At 53.9% G+C, this 15,487-nt stretch carries 11 protein-coding genes and 1 pseudogene; 5 read left to right on the top strand and 7 right to left on the bottom strand.

Annotated elements, in window-relative coordinates; translation table 11 throughout:
* Positions 1–399: pseudogene (locus tag K5905_RS10410) on the top strand (hypothetical protein); the annotation flags it as partial.
* A 337-nt stretch (positions 400–736) separates the two neighbouring features.
* Positions 737–1,447, top strand: a complete 711-nt coding sequence (gene lexA, locus K5905_RS10405) for a transcriptional repressor LexA (protein ID WP_297583304.1) — start codon at positions 737–739, stop codon at positions 1,445–1,447.
* 45 nt (positions 1,448–1,492) lie between these two features.
* Here the strand turns inward: lexA and K5905_RS10400 are convergent, their stop codons facing one another.
* The gene (locus tag K5905_RS10400; protein ID WP_297583302.1) at positions 1,493–3,898 is read right to left on the bottom strand and encodes a ComEC/Rec2 family competence protein; all 2,406 of its coding nucleotides are present in this window, start codon (positions 3,896–3,898) and stop codon (positions 1,493–1,495) included.
* Positions 3,899–4,060: 162 nt separating this feature from the next.
* On the opposite strand from K5905_RS10400, the gene gltX reads away from it, so the two are divergent.
* The 3 genes from gltX to K5905_RS10385 all read left to right on the top strand — a co-directional run bounded on the left by gltX (position 4,061) and on the right by K5905_RS10385 (position 9,811).
* Complete coding sequence (gltX, locus tag K5905_RS10395; RefSeq protein ID WP_297583299.1) at positions 4,061–5,485, top strand: glutamate--tRNA ligase; 1,425 nt, start codon at positions 4,061–4,063, stop codon at positions 5,483–5,485.
* 231 nt (positions 5,486–5,716) lie between these two features.
* On the top strand, positions 5,717–7,009 hold the full coding sequence (gene gltA, locus K5905_RS10390; protein WP_297583297.1) for a citrate synthase: 1,293 nt from the start codon (positions 5,717–5,719) through the stop codon (positions 7,007–7,009).
* A 375-nt stretch (positions 7,010–7,384) separates the two neighbouring features.
* Positions 7,385–9,811 carry a methyl-accepting chemotaxis protein gene (locus K5905_RS10385; RefSeq protein ID WP_297583295.1) on the top strand — a complete coding sequence of 809 codons (2,427 nt, stop codon included), beginning with the start codon at positions 7,385–7,387 and terminating at the stop codon, positions 9,809–9,811.
* A 134-nt stretch (positions 9,812–9,945) separates the two neighbouring features.
* On the opposite strand, the gene lpxB is transcribed toward K5905_RS10385, so the two are convergent.
* The 6 genes from lpxB to K5905_RS10355 all read right to left on the bottom strand — a co-directional run.
* A complete protein-coding gene (lpxB, locus tag K5905_RS10380; protein WP_297583293.1) occupies positions 9,946–11,136 on the bottom strand; it encodes a lipid-A-disaccharide synthase in 1,191 nt (396 codons plus the stop codon).
* The gene (locus K5905_RS10375) at positions 11,133–12,014 is read right to left on the bottom strand and encodes an LpxI family protein (RefSeq protein ID WP_297583292.1); all 882 of its coding nucleotides are present in this window, start codon (positions 12,012–12,014) and stop codon (positions 11,133–11,135) included. The genes lpxB and K5905_RS10375 overlap by 4 nt, the downstream gene beginning before the upstream one ends.
* Positions 12,015–12,018: 4 nt before the next feature.
* Entirely contained in the window at positions 12,019–12,816 is a 798-nt protein-coding gene (gene lpxA / locus K5905_RS10370; protein WP_297583290.1) for an acyl-ACP--UDP-N-acetylglucosamine O-acyltransferase, read from the bottom strand.
* A 6-nt stretch (positions 12,817–12,822) separates the two neighbouring features.
* Complete coding sequence (gene fabZ, locus K5905_RS10365) at positions 12,823–13,287, bottom strand: 3-hydroxyacyl-ACP dehydratase FabZ (protein ID WP_297583288.1); 465 nt, start codon at positions 13,285–13,287, stop codon at positions 12,823–12,825.
* Between the two features lie 52 nt (positions 13,288–13,339).
* Entirely contained in the window at positions 13,340–14,377 is a 1,038-nt protein-coding gene (gene lpxD / locus K5905_RS10360; RefSeq protein WP_297583286.1) for a UDP-3-O-(3-hydroxymyristoyl)glucosamine N-acyltransferase, read from the bottom strand.
* A gap of 79 nt (positions 14,378–14,456) precedes the next feature.
* On the bottom strand, positions 14,457–15,487 hold a 1,031-nt coding region (locus tag K5905_RS10355; RefSeq protein ID WP_297583284.1), incomplete at its 5' end, for a BamA/TamA family outer membrane protein.

Genomic DNA, 15,487 nt, shown 5'->3' with positions numbered 1-15,487 from the left:
GACACAAGGTCTTCAACCGGAGCGCAACTGGTTGAAGCCGTTGCCATCCTGGGCTGGAGGGAAGGAAGCTGGTTTGCACATATCCACGCCTACTGGCGCGAACACGATGCTTATCACCTCGGACATCTGCTTCCACATTCTCTTACGGTCGACGGAGACACAAAAATATCCGGTTTCGGATTAAAGGGTGCCCGTTTCGTCGCCGCCCCGGATCCGGAAACGGAGTTCACGCTGTTTCGCGTGCAAAAGGATCAACTCCTGCCTCAAGGAAGAACCGCCAATGCATTGATCTTTACCAAGGCGTGGACTGGCTTGCGCGTACCAATACCGGCGGTTCCTACAAAGTCTTTGGACTCGGCAGCCTGGCAGGCGCTCAATTTCAGGATGCGTCGCCGATGACCGGCCTGATTTCTGAAATCTTGATAAGACCCGCAGCCGGTCAAGAAGGCGACAACACATTGGAGATCCCTGTGCGCTGCGTCGATCTGCAAGGGCATCTTCACGAAGGGAAAATCAGACCGGCAGGTGCACCGACACTTGTGACGTGCGAGCTGTTACTGACGTTTCAACCTGCGCCTCCTGAAAAAAGCTAAACTAAACGATGGGGCAATTCATAACTCTGACAAAGCAATCGGGCGGAACAGTAAGAGAACATTTACCCTTGCAGAACACAATAGGAACAGGTAATGTGTTCTTGATTTGTACCACTCGATTCTCGCAATCAGGGGAAGCTGATATGCTTACGCGCAAGCAGTACGAACTGCTCATGTTCATTCATGAAAGACTGAAGGAAACAGGCGTCCCGCCGTCTTTTGATGAAATGAAGGATGCTCTTGATCTGCGGTCCAAGTCGGGGATTCACCGTCTGATCACGGCTCTGGAAGAGCGTGGCTTCATTCGAAGGCTCCCGAACCGGGCAAGGGCAATGGAAGTGGTTCGGCTGCCGGACTCCATTGCTCCAGGTCTCGGCTCCCCTCGACCACGCGGTAGTTTTTCGCCGGAAGTGATTGAAGGGTCTTTGGGTAAACAGGAAACGCCCGCCCCGACCGCTGAACCGGAAGTCGCTGGAATGGAAATTCCGGTTATGGGACGCATTGCCGCCGGCGTGCCGATCGAAGCGATCCAGACACACAGCCATTCCATCACGGTACCGCAGGAGCTTCTTGGCAAGGGCGAACACTACGCGCTGGAAGTTCGGGGCGATTCAATGATTGAGGCCGGTATTCTGGACGGCGACACGGTCTTGATCCGGAGAACAGAAAGCGCCGATAGCGGCGACATTGTTGTCGCTTTGGTTGATGACGAGGAAGCAACCTTGAAACGGTTGCGCAAGAAAGGCGCCTCCATTGCGCTTGAGGCTGCAAACCCGGCTTACGAAACACGTATTTTCGGTCCGGGCCGCGTACGTGTGCAAGGTCGGTTGGTCGCACTGTTCCGACAATACTGATGATTGGGCACCGCGCTTTCGTACAGATGCGCCCGGGTTTGGCGGTCAGTCAACATTTCGTTTCTGTCGCAAGCTGGCGCGTGTAACCGCGCCGGTTCGGTGCCATGGTCTTGGAGGCTCCGGTATTGCATAGCGGATCCTTGAAACTTTTGGGTTCACCGCGAGTATTGCTGACCCATCAGTCGTGTGACCTGGAATTGAGGCCGTAGCTCTCGGCTCCACGTCGGAAAGCCAGATTGATATTGCACCGCGCTTCTTCCTTACCTCTTTGTCGATAACGAGGTCTACCGGACATGCCTCGCGGATATTTAGATCGGACACGACTATATCGGCATACTGACAGTCCAGTAACAGGGCCTCTACCGTTCGAGGCAGAGCAATCGAGAGCGCTTCGACTGTGACTGAACTGTAAGGATCGTCGTTTCCTGCTGCATAAGCCCGAACCACACACCCATCTGGATCGCAGGACTTCTGCCGCGATTGCATCTTGTGCGACAATATCGCGCTTTCGGGAATTCCTTCATCCACAAGCCAGACATCGCTTGCGAAAGATCGTCGCCTTCCGGACCACTTTAGGGTGCTATCCACGTCGCGCGCGGCGACCCGGTTACCACTCGCGGCTAGTTGAATATCGGGAGGCTTCTGCAACCCGACCACCACTAAGCCGGCGATAAACGGTAAAATGGCGGAAAACCGCCAGCGACCAGGCAAAAGCAATATCGTAAAAAGAGCGGCCATGAACAAAAGAGCACCAACAGCGCTCAGCTTGCCGACTGATCCGGCACCAGCTCCAAGCTCCGCTGTGAACGCCGCGATTTCAAGGATCCAAGACAGTCCTATTGACATGACAGTCAGGGGCAATGCAGCCAGCCCGAACGGCATCAGCACCAGAGACAGAACACCCATGGGCATCACCACAAGCGAAAACACTGGCATGCCCAAAAGGTTTCCCACCAGCCCGAAGGGTGCAATCCGGCCGAATTGGTGCGCCCCGATTATCCCGGTCGCCACTCCGGCAACCAGGGCCGTCACAAAAAGCCCGACACTCCAGCGCCCGACAACTTGCATAAGGCGGACAGGAACACTCACGTCCTCTTTTCGTCGATCCTTAGGGACTTTTTGACGTCTTCGCCAGAGTTCATAGACCGCAATCAGACAAATCACGGCGGCAAATGACATTTGAAAACCCGGCTGAAACAACCGTTCGGGTGCAAGAAGCAACAAGAACAGCCCCGCAAGAGCAACACTGCGCAGGGTCAACCCTCTCCGCCCCGTCAGAATACCGACAAAAACAAGACCGATCATCAAAAAAGAACGCTGGGTAGCGACGGATGCCCCTGACAGGAGGAGATAAAACACTGCAGCTGCAAGCGCTGCAGCAGCCGCCCATTTATGTGTTGGCCAGCGAACTGGAAGCGACGGAAAAACCGCAAGGGTCAGGAGTACAAGCCCATAAGTACCACCTGCAAACAAAGCCATATGAAGTCCGGAAATTGCGAGAATATGCGCAAGACCGGCAGCCCTCAAATCTGTTTCGTGTTTTTCCTCAATTGCGCTGCGGTCCCCGACAAGCAAAGCAACCGCAAGGGCTCTTTCCCCTCCCTCTCCCAGAACTGTTCCAATCCTGGCTTTTATGGCTTCTCGCAAACGCTGCACTTGCGCTGCCGCTCTGACCGAAAGCGGTGGCTGTTCTCCCTTGATGACGGTGACGGGACCAAAACTGAAACCGCTCGCGCCTATTTGGTCAAAAAAAGCCCTGAATGAAAAATCATAGCCGCCAGGGACAACCGGACCGGCAGGCGGAAACAGTCTTGCACGAACTTTAACAAATTCACCAACACTGACATTCGGTTCAACCGGAACCCGCAATCGAATTTTCCCGGGAAAAACCAGTTCATTTATCGATCGCCCATCAACTGTGATCACCTCCAGTATCAGACGCCTTCCAGAGGCCCTGTCCAATCGCTGAAGAACCATCCCCGTCAGGTCGACATTCATTTGCTCGCCAAGTCTCGGCGCCTCCACATAGGCGGTACGCACGGCGCCAGTCGTCACCCCACCAAGACATGCCACGGCCAGAACGAGGGATTTTCCATAAGGGCGCCCTCTCGCCGATGTCATTGCCAATACAAAAACAAGACCAAAAAGAATGCTTAAAACAAGCCAACTGGGCTCATCTGGCAATCCTGAGTAAAGAGCAATTCCAGCGGCAAACGCGAATCCGGTCCAAAGTAGTCCCTGGTCATCCCAGAAACGGACATCGCGAGTGTCCGAAAGTTGGCTTTTTCCGGTTGAAAGCAATTGCTGAAGTGCTCTCCAACGCTTGAGCCTGCTGTCTTCTTTATTGGCGTGTCGTGACCCGGCAGCGGGTATTACCGATCTGGAATCGGAAGTCTGTTCCGCGACGTCACGGACTTTTTCCCTTTGCTGTGGATCTGGATCATGAACCACCAGTCGCGTTTTGCCCCTAATACTTGATAGAGCGCGCAGCTCTCGTTCGCCCGGTTCTATTTGGCCTGTCCCTATTTAGCATGGCTCAAGCCTGTGTTAAGACCGCGCCACAAAACGGCGCGATCCGCGTCTGCATCCTGACAGAGACTTTCAAATAGCACCATGGCACAAGATATCGTCACGCGTTTCGCTCCCTCCCCGACCGGATTTCTACATATTGGCGGCGCCCGGACAGCGCTCTTCAATTGGCTGTTTGCCAAGCACTACGGCGGCAAAATGTTGCTGCGCATCGAAGACACCGACCGTGCCCGCTCAACACAGGAAGCCGTTGATGCACTGATCGACGGCTTGTCTTGGCTTGGGTTGGATTGGGACGGCGACCCGATTTCCCAGTTTTCGCGCGTCGGCCGCCACAAGGAAGCTGTCGAGCAAATGCTTGCAGATGGAACAGCTTATCGCTGTTATTGCTCGCCTGAGGAAGTTGATGCGATGCGCGAAAAAGCACGCGCAGAGGGAAAACCGCCGCGCTACGACGGCACCTGGCGCGATCGAAATCCGTCTGAAGCTCCGGCGGGCATTGATCCCGTCATCCGGCTCAAGGCGCCCCAGGAAGGCGAAACCATTGTCGATGACATGGTTCAGGGTCGCGTGGTTATTCCGAACAAGGATCTTGATGATTTCGTGCTGATGCGCTCGGACGGCACGCCGACTTATATGCTGGCTGTTGTTGTTGATGACCATGACATGGGAATCACGCACATCATTCGCGGGGTTGATCACCTGACCAACGCTGCCCGGCAAACTTTGATTTTCAATGCGCTTGGCTGGGACGTCCCATCCATGGCCCACATCCCGCTCATTCATGGACCGGACGGCGCCAAACTCTCAAAGCGGCACGGAGCGACCGGTGCCGAAGCCTACCGGGCACTGGGCTATCTGCCGCAAGCGCTGCGCAACTATCTTGCGCGCCTGGGCTGGAGCCACGGCGATGAAGAAATCATGTCCCTCGAAGACATGATCAAGTGGTTCGGCATGGATGCCGTCGGCCAGTCTGCAGCCCGGTTTGACTTTAAAAAACTTGAGAATCTCAACGGTCATTACATGCGCACGACTGACGATTCTGAGCTCCTGGAGCACTGGAAAGTCTTTCTGCAAAATGTTGATACCGGAGCGACCGTGCTGGAATGGCTGTCTGAAGCAGGCAATGAACAGACCGCCCTGGCGGCTTTGCCTGGCCTGAAAGAACGCGCCAAAACGCTGGTCGAATTGACTGAAAGCGCATCTTATCTCTGGCGGCAACGCCCGCTGGACACCGATGAGAAGGCTCAGAAAATTCTTTCCGAGGAAGCAAAGGCCATCTTGCTGGACCTCCACGAAGTACTTTCGCAAGTACGGGACTGGAGCGCAGAGCCGCTTGAAACAGCGGTCAAATCCTATGCAGAGGAAAAGGAACTCAAACTCGGAAAAGTAGCACAGCCGCTTCGCGCCGCCCTGACAGGGCGCGGAACGTCTCCGGGTATCTATGATGTACTTGTGGCTTTGAAACGAGAGGAATCTCTCGCCCGCATTAAAGACCAGACTGTCTAAAACTTCCCTTGCGGGACTGCGGTGTCAATAAATCTGAGATCGGCCGGTTAGCATGTTTGGTCAAACGCGTCTTTGACCAAAGCGTTATACCGGCCAGCTTGCGGCAGTGCAGTAAATGGGCTAGGCAATAGCCGAAAATTACAAAAGTGCCGTCCGGCACCCTGCGCGGAAAATCACGGTTGCAGGTGCTCTGCCAGAAGGTACATCAGGTTAACGCAAAGGGGTTTCTGTATGGCCGACAACAACGCCAAGCTCAACGTCGGTGGAGCCGACCACGACTTCGACGTACTTGACGGGTCCGTCGGACCGTCAGTTGTGAACATATCGTCCTTGTACAAGGACACAGGTATGTTCACGTATGACCCGGGCTTTACCTCTACCGCATCCTGCGAATCCAAAATCACCTATATCGATGGTGATCAGGGTACGCTCCTTTATCGCGGCTATCCGATTGAACAGCTTGCTGATCACGGCGACTTTCTCGAGTCCTGCTACCTGCTGCTTTATGGCGAGCTGCCGACGAAAGCGCAAAAGGATGACTTTGTAAGCCGGGTCACGTATCACACAATGATCCACGAGCAGATGAACCGGTTCTATTCGGGTTTCCGCCGCGACGCGCATCCGATGGCCATTATGGTTGGAACCGTAGGAGCAATGTCTGCTTTCTATCACGATTCAACCGACATCACCGATCCGCATCAGCGCATGGTTGCCTCCCTGCGCATGATTGCAAAGATGCCGACAATCGCGGCAATGGCCTATAAATACCACGTCGGCCAGCCCTTCGTTTATCCGCGCAATGACCTGGGTTACGCTGCAAACTTTCTTCATATGTGCTTTGCCGTACCCTGTGAAGAATACAAGGTGAACCCTGTTCTGGCGCGCGCAATGGACCGCATCTTTATTCTGCACGCGGATCACGAGCAGAACGCATCCACGTCAACGGTTCGTCTTGCAGGCTCTTCCGGTGCAAATCCATTTGCCTGTATTGCAGCCGGGATTGCATGCCTTTGGGGCCCTGCCCACGGCGGTGCAAATGAAGCTGCATTGAACATGTTGTCCGAGATCGGTTCCGTCGACCGGATACCTGAATTTGTTGCACGTGCGAAGGACAAGAACGATCCTTTCCGCCTGATGGGCTTCGGTCACCGGGTCTATAAAAACTATGACCCGCGTGCCCGCATCATGCAGAAGACCACACACGAGGTCCTCGGCGAACTGGGCATTAAGGACGACCCGCTGCTGGATGTCGCTATGGAGCTGGAAAAGATCGCTCTGAACGACGAATATTTCGTCGAAAAGAAGCTGTATCCGAACATCGACTTCTATTCTGGTATCACGCTGCGGGCTCTCGGCTTCCCGACAACAATGTTCACTGTGTTGTTTGCGCTGGCCCGTACAGTTGGCTGGATCGCACAGTGGAAGGAAATGGTTGAAGATCCGTCTCAGCGAATCGGTCGTCCGCGTCAGCTCTACACAGGAGCCACAAAGCGCGACTACACGCCGATCGACCAACGTCGATAAGATCCGAATCTCCTGGCAGGCCTGCCGGTGGCATTTTTTTGTCTCCCCCAAGGGAACCCTTCCAGCTGAGAGAAATCATTTTCCAGTTTGAGACGCACTTTAAAACACACGTTCCTGCACAAGGAATTCCACCAGTGTTACCCTAACTTATACTCACACACCAAATAATAGAATCTTACATCAATTGAAAAAACGACCAATTTCTCCTACTAAAATTTTAGAAAAAGAAGACTATCCAAGAAAACATCAAATATTAAATTTAAGATATACAGAACTCACACCTCGGATGGAGGTTTTTACAAATAATAAGGATTCGGAGCCTAACTTAGTCTCAAATAAGTCGCGTTCGTTACGCTGGGGCTTTAAGGGGTAGACATGAATTTCCTGAAATTCGCTTCGGATATGAAGTTTGGGGTAAAGGTAGGCGGCAGTTTTGCCGCTGTTGTGGCGCTGACCGGTATCGTCGGTGGTGTCGGCGCATACAGCGTCATGACGCTGTCCGAAAGAATGGAAGTTGCAAAACAGTCCACCTCCACAATTGCGCAATTGCAGAACCTCGCCAGCAAACGCGAAGACTTCCTGTCGTCTCACGATCTTCAGGCGGCAGAAGCCGCACTGGTCGATATCAATGGATTGAGCAACGAACTCAAAATCCTTGAAAACCAGCTGAAAAGCGAACCTCAGGCACAGGTTCCCGTGGCAGAAGCTGCATCTGCTGTCACCAAGTTTCACGCAGCGTTTGAAAATGTCGTGAGCCTGACACAGGACCAGTCGGAAAAACGCACGCAACTTGAAGGTGCGGTTCAAAATCTCGAGATGGTTGCCTCCGATATCCTGGGAAAAGCCTTCCTGGCACGTGATGGCATCAGTGCCGATGATACCAACGCACGTAAAACGCTTGTTCTGGCCAACAAGGTCGGTCAATCAGCAGCAGGTTTTCAAGAAGAAGCACTGACGCTGCAGAACCTCTTCAATGCAGCAGCCAACAACGCCAAACAGCTTGCCGACATCCGGCAACGGATCGAAGCGCTTGTCCCGACTGCCCAAAAAATGACGGCAAACACCTTCGAAGGCATTGATCCGGCAAACGTTCGAAAGCTTGCTTCGACAACAGAAGAAATCTCTCAAACACTCGAAAAACTGTCGAACACAAAAGACTATATCGAGATCTTTGATCTGACGGATGCGGTGAAAGCCGGTTTTGAGCAATTGGTCGCAAGCTCGAAACAGATCAGCACAGATGCAACCGTTGCCATTGATCGGGTCTACAAGCAGGCAGACGAAATCAAACAGAGATTTTACGCTGCCGACAGCGTCTCCGGCACGGTGATGCAGCTTGAAGCAGACGCAATGGCTGTAAAGGCTTCGGCATTCTATTTCATGATCGCCCCTACCGAACAAAATCAGGCGGCAGTTCTTGAAGGTCTGGCAGGCCTCGGCACACTTGCAAACCGTCTGGAGACTGGCGCCAAGGACTTTCCGGCTATTCTGGACAAGGTGCCGGAGGTTGTGGCGTCTCTGGATAGTTTCGAGTCCACATTTGATGAATTGGCTGCAAATCAGTTTCAGCTCGCTGGACAGATCACAACCATGAAGGACCTGTCGCAAACGGTCCAGGCACAAATTTCCACAATATCGGCAGACCAAAGTGCCGCTGCTCAAGCCTCAAGCTCGAGTGCATTAAGCGTGATCAGCCTGGCACTCCTCACAGCAGTGCTTGCCGGGATCGGCATGGCGATTGCACTTAATTTCGCTGTGACGCGTCCTTTGCGCCGCACCACCGAAACCATGTCGCAGCTCGCCGACGGCAACACGGATGTCGATATCGACGGTGTTGATCGAGGTGATGAAATTGGTGACATGAGCCGCACCATCCAGGTCTTCAGGGACAATGCTGTCGAACGTGTTCGACTCCAATCAGAAACCGAGCAGGAACAGCTACTTCGGTCGGAGCGCCAGGCACGTATCGAAGAAATGATCAGCGGTTTCCGTGAAAAGGCCTCAGCGGTTCTAGGGTCTGTTGGTGAAACTGCACATACGCTTGATGGCACTGCACAGGACTTGAGTGATATTGCGGGTCAGAATTCAAACCTGGCAGACAGCACATATTCTGTCACAGACGAAGCCACACAGAATGTTCAGACAGTCGCCAGTGCCGCCGAGGAACTTGCCGCCTCGATCGCCGAGATCTCCCGCCAGGTCAATCAGACCACCCAGGTCGTTGCACGGGCAACTGAAGGAACACAAGTCACCAACGAAAAGGTCCAGGGACTCTCGACCGCCGCAACCAAGATCGGTGAGGTCGTCAGCTTGATCCAGGCGATTGCCGAGCAGACAAATCTGCTGGCACTAAATGCCACGATTGAAGCGGCGCGAGCCGGTGAAGCCGGCAAAGGGTTTGCGGTTGTGGCAGCGGAAGTCAAGGAGCTGGCAACCCAGACCTCGAAGGCAACGGAAGAAATTTCCTCTCAAATCACAGAGATCCAGGATGCAACGAAGGATGCGGTCTCGGCAATCCAGGAAATCACCGAGACCATGGATGAGGTCAACGAATACACGTCCACGATTGCAGCCGCAGTTGAGCAACAAGGTGCGGCAACCAATGAGATTTCGGTAAATGTTCAGCGGGCAGCTGAGGGAACCGGATCTGTGAAAAACAACATGTCCGACCTGTCACAGGCCGTTGCCCAGACAAGTCAGTCAGCAAATCTGGTCTTGGGTGCTTCGGGCGAACTGTCTCAAAAAACCGAAATGCTCAGCCAGGAAGTCGGAGATTTTCTCGACAACGTCGCAAACGCGTAAACTTGCGAACCCCAGAACGAATTGTCTCCCGGACACAGAGTCCATGGTCCGGGAGAACCTTGCATCCGGATGCTTCTATAATTCGAACAATTCAAATCGGCTGATTGCTGCCTGAATTGGCAACAAAAAATGGTTCAACCGTTTTTTGAATTCGCCATCGCCTGCAACACGACCTCTGCCGCAGCCATGCTCTGGCTGTATCCGTCAGGCAAGCGCATTTCGTCTTCCAGCCGGCCAAGTTCATCGAGCTGCTCTTGTCTTTCAGGACTTTCGGTCAGCAAGCCCTTCAAATGTTCAGCGAGCAATTCCGGTTGAACTTCCTCATCTAGAAATTCAGGAATCGCTTTGCTGCCAAGGATGATGTTCGGCAGCACAAATGAGTCGACACTGGAAAACTTGAATATGCGGTTGAGCTCCTTGATGCGTCGGAAAAACCAGTCAACCTTGTAGGCAACCACCATCGGAACACCGGCCAGAGCAAGCTCGAGCGAGACCGTTCCGGATGCGGCAAGCGCCGCATGGGCTCTACGAAATGCAGCTTTCTTTGCATCAAGCCCGGTTACGATCGTCGGCTGAAACTGCCACTCCGACACGCCTTCCCTGACCTTGTCTTCAAGATGCGCCACTGCTGGAAGCACGATCTCAATTTCAGGTACCTCCCGCTTGATCAAGTCAACTGTTTTGCCGAAGTCACCCAAAAGCCGGTCAATTTCGCTGCTTCGACTTCCAGGAAGGATCAGGAGCACCTTTTTGTCGGAGCTCACCGGCAGCCGCTCCCCCTCGCACGGGCGTAGTTCCTTGATATTCTCGCTGAGCGGATGACCGACATAATGTGTCGGTGGACCTCCTAACCTCTTGTGAACACCAGGTTCGAATGGCAAAAGCGCGAGAAGTTCGTCTACATAGACACTCATTTTCTTTGCCCGACCCGGACGCCAGGCCCAGACCGATGGAGACACATATCCAACGATGGGAATGTGAGGTGCTCGCTTTCGGACCCTTTTGGCAACATTGTGCGTGAAATCCGGACTGTCGATTATGACCAGCACATCCGGCTTGGCCGCAATCGTAGCATCGACGGTTTGGTAGACCCGTTTCACGATCAAAGGCAGGCGGGCAAGGACTGCGCTCAATCCCATAACGGACACATCTGACATGTTGAAGAAGCTGGTCAAGCCTAATGCGGTCATGCGTTCACCGCCCACACCGCAATAACGGACGCCCTGCCCCAGGCTCGCGTTCAGGGCTTTCATCAGCTCAGAACCAAGCTGATCCCCGGATTCCTCTCCGGCGACAAGACAAATGGTCGGCATATTGCCGGTCATGCCACCGGCTCTCCCGATCCAGTTGACCGTTCAACGCCAACCACGAATAGACCGGCCTCATCAGCTCTATGGAGTGTTTGTTCTTTTTCGGCGATTAGGGCTCCGTGCGCTTCAACAGCGATACCTGAGAGACCGGCCGACACGGCCAGATCAATCGTGCGCGGCCCAACGGTCGGCAGATCGACCCGCAAGTCCTGATCAGGTTTGGCGGTTTTGACCAGCACACCGGCGCGTCCCTTGGTCCGTATTCTGCCGTTCCCTTTCAGATCCGCACAGCGCTGAATCATCGCATCTGTACCTTCAGCACCTTCCAGGGCAACCACACGCCCCCCAACGGCGATAGCAGCCTGGCCAATGTCGAGTTCTCCAAGCTTTTCTGTCGCCTTGAGAGCCAATTCCAGGTCGCGCCAGTCGTCAGCTGTTGGCTGAACGCGCCCCAGGACGCCACTGGAAGCCAGAAGCTGTGGTGCCACATCCTTGATCCCCACGACACGATACCCCTCGTCTTCAAAAAGTCGGATTACCTTTGTCAACAAACTGTCATCGCCGCCCGCAAGGGCTCGAATGATGGTTGGCAATCGTTTCAGCGTTCCAAAATCTCCAAGAATCGACGTGAAATCAGGTCTCTTGGATACGCCTCCGATAAGGAGAACGTCCTGACAGCCATTTTTTTTCAAGAAGCTGTAAAGCCGTCCGATCTCCCCCCAGCCGAGTTCGGCATTTGCCTTGTCTCTGGTCAGGTCGTCCGCTTCACCACGTATGGCCACAATCCGAAAGTCGCGTCCACACTCCGTAAGGGCATCGGCAATCTGACGAGGCAGACTGCCGTTGCCGGCGATCAATGCGATACGCCTTTCCTGACCCTGAACACCGGACATGGCTTTAGTCTTCGCTGCGAGGCGTGCAGAAGCGCCGGTCTTCCTTTTCCAAAATGAAATCGGTGACCGTCTTGACCAAAGGCTGATCGGAAGTGTCAGCAGCCAGGTCTTCCGCACGACTGCGGAGCGTGCCTTCATTGCTTTCAAACAAGGCCCGATATGCAGCTCTGAGTGCGTGGATCTGCTCGCGCGGCAAGCCCTTGCGCTTCAAACCGACAAGATTCAATCCGGCCAGGCGTGCTCTGTCACCAATTGCCGACCCATAGGGAATAAGATCGAATTCAACACCGGTCATCCCGCCAACAATTGCGCCGGTGCCAATTCGAGACCACTGGCGGACAGCGCTGAGACCGCCGAGAATTACGAAATCATCCAGTTCGACGTGTCCGGCCAGCGTGGCATTGTTAGCCAAAATGGCGTGGTTTCCGACAATGCAGTCGTGACCAACGTGCGCGCCCATCATGAACAGGCAATTGTCACCAACCTTTGTCAGGCCGCCTCCACCTTCAGTACCCGGACTCATTGTGACATGTTCCCGAATTTGATTGTTCGCACCAATCTCAAGATGTGTGACTTCACCCGCAAATTTCAGATCCTGCGGTTTATGGCCAACACTTGCGAACGGGAAAATATGCGTGCCCGGACCGACACTCGTATACCCGGCAACTGCTACATGAGCTTCAAGCACCACACCGGCGGCAAGTTTCACATTGGGACCGACAATGGAATAGGGCCCAATGCGAACACCGTCGTCAATCACGGCCCCGTCTTCGACTATGGCCGTTGGATGAATATCAGTCATGTATCCTCACGCATCTACCAGCATTGCGCTGACTTCTGCTTCTGCGACTTTTGCATTGTCTACCATGGCAACGGCATCAAACTTCCAGATATTGGAGCGTTGCTTGATCTTTTTTACATGAAAATGAACCTGATCACCCGGCTCGACAGGGCGACGGAATTTTGCCTTGTCGATCGTCATGAAATAGACCAACTGCGGCGGTGCATCATCCCCTCTGGCATGCACACACAGCGCGCCAGCGGTCTGGGCCATCGCTTCAATCAGAAGAACACCCGGAAATACGGGGCGTTCGGGAAAATGACCGGTAAAATGAGGTTCGTTGATCGTAACATTCTTGATGCCGATACAACTGTTGTCACCATCCATTTCAATGATTTTGTCAATCAGCAGGAACGGATAGCGATGCGGCAGAAGTTTCATGATTTTCATGATATCTGCACTGGCAAGTGTTTTGTTTTCTGCTTCTTCCATGAAATGCCCCTTGGCGGAATGCCACCGCAAAGTTCTTTGTTTGATTAACCGTTTAAGACCCGCCGCCGCGCTCTGCAAGTTTTCTCAAGGCAGCAACCTCCCGGAACCACTGTTTCACCGGCTTGGCAGGTGTGCCTCCATAGCGACCACCTGCCGGCAAATCGTCATTAACGACGCTGACTGCAGCGACCTGTGCACCCATACCGATCGTCACATGCCCCCGAACACCGGTCTGGCCCCCAATCGCCACAAAATCTTCCAGTGTGCTGCTGCCGGAAATTCCGACTTGGGAAACCAGTACACAGTGACGTCCAACCACGACATTGTGGCCGATCTGGACCTGGTTATCGATCTTCGTGCCTTCTCCGATAATCGTGTCGCGGTTTGCACCCCGGTCAATGGTGGTGTTGGCACCAACCTCAACATCGTCCTGTATAATCACACGACCGACCTGTGGAACCTTAAGATGGCCTTGTGGGCCCATCGCGTACCCGAACCCGTCCTGTCCGCAGCAAACGCCAGGATGCAGGTAAACGCGGTTTCCAAGGACTGAGTGCTGAACGGTGGCATTCGGTCCGACGACACAGTCACGCCCGATCTTCACACCACGGCCAATGACCGCATTCGACCTGATCACGGTTCCAGATCCAACTTCCGCACCGGCACCGATCACGGCACCGGGTTCAACCGTGACGTTTTCTTCCAGCTGGGCTGTTGCATCCACAATTGCTTGATCAGAAACAACTGCTGCAGCCGGTTCGGCCGGCACCATTGCCTCCGGGTACAGTTCTGCAAGGATTTTCGCCCAGGATCTGTACGCATCTGCACAGACGAGAACCGCCACACCCTCTGGAACCTTGTCCTTGTGCCGCTTGTTGACCAGACAGGCCGCAGCTGTGGTCTCTTCAAGTTTACCGAGATAGGCAGTGTTGTCGAAGAAGACCAACGTCCCCTGCCCGGCATCTTCCAGCGGAGCCACGCCTTGAATAGTCAGGTTCTCGTCACCGCGAACGATTTCAGCCTCCGCCCAGGAAGCGATATCTCGAAGCGGAACGGGAGCTGGTGTTCCAAAAAAATTTGGCTCGGACATGATTTTATCCTTGTTGCAAGCCAACAAAAACGGCCGCCGAACATGTCGGCGGCCGATTTCTAACCCATATGACCGCAGTTTAGAAGCGGGTACCGCCACTCAAGCGGAAGACCTGTGTCTTATCCGAATCTTCTTTGACGATCGGATAGGCAAAATCAGCACGCAGCGGACCGAAAGGTGAATTCCACCGGATACCGGCACCAACCGATGCCCGTACGGAGAAGTCATTTGAGTCGATCTGGCCGCCGTTGTTTTCAACCAGGTTTACAAGGTCACTATCTGCATCCCACAGGGAGCCTGCGTCAGCAAAGACTGCACCACTCAGGCCGAATTCCTTCGGAAGGATCGGGAACGGGAAGCGTGTTTCCGCAGTTGCAGCGAAGAAGAACCGGCCACCAATGGCGTCTTCAGTCGTCGCATCACGCGGACCAATACCCTGGTTTTCGAAACCGCGAACAAGGTTGCCACCGAGCATGAACTGTTCGGACACGCGCAGACGCTCGTCACCGATCGCCATGATGTTGCCACCACGAACCGAAAGGCTACCGACCAGACCGTAGTCGGCCAGGATTTCCTTGTAGGCACGAGCCTGAGCTTCGGTCTTGATGTAGTAGCTGTCGCCACCGACACCGGCAAACTGCTGACCGAACGATGCATAGATACCATCAGAAGGATCGAGATTTCGGTCCAGCGTGTTGTAACGCAGTTCATAGCCGACAAGAGACGTCAGATATGTTCCCAAAGAGTCACATACGGCGAGCGACAATTCGGAGGTGTTACAATTGTTGATGTTGGTCGAGTTGCCGTTCGGATCGGAGTTCTTCTCCTGGAAGATGTTGTAGAACAACCGGAGGGTCAGCTCTTCTTCGCGAAGCGGTAGAGTGAAGCCGAAACCGCCACCGGTCTTGTCCTGATCAAACGAACGGTAGTCGTTTGCATCATCCACCTTGCGATAGAGATCAAGATCAAGCGCGACCCGGCGTCCCATGAAGAACGGTTCAACAAAACGGAACTCGTAGGACTGTGTATCGGTGCCGCCACCAACGGCAATCTTCACGAACTGACCGCGGCCAAGGAAGTTTTTCTCGGTTAGAGAAATGTCACCGATGA

It is taken from the genome of Roseibium sp. (assembly GCF_025698965.1).
In the GTDB taxonomy this organism is placed as follows: Bacteria; Pseudomonadota; Alphaproteobacteria; order Rhizobiales; family Stappiaceae; genus Roseibium.
Note: the sequence above shows the minus strand (reverse complement) of the source record. Positions and strands in the feature narration are given on the sequence as shown.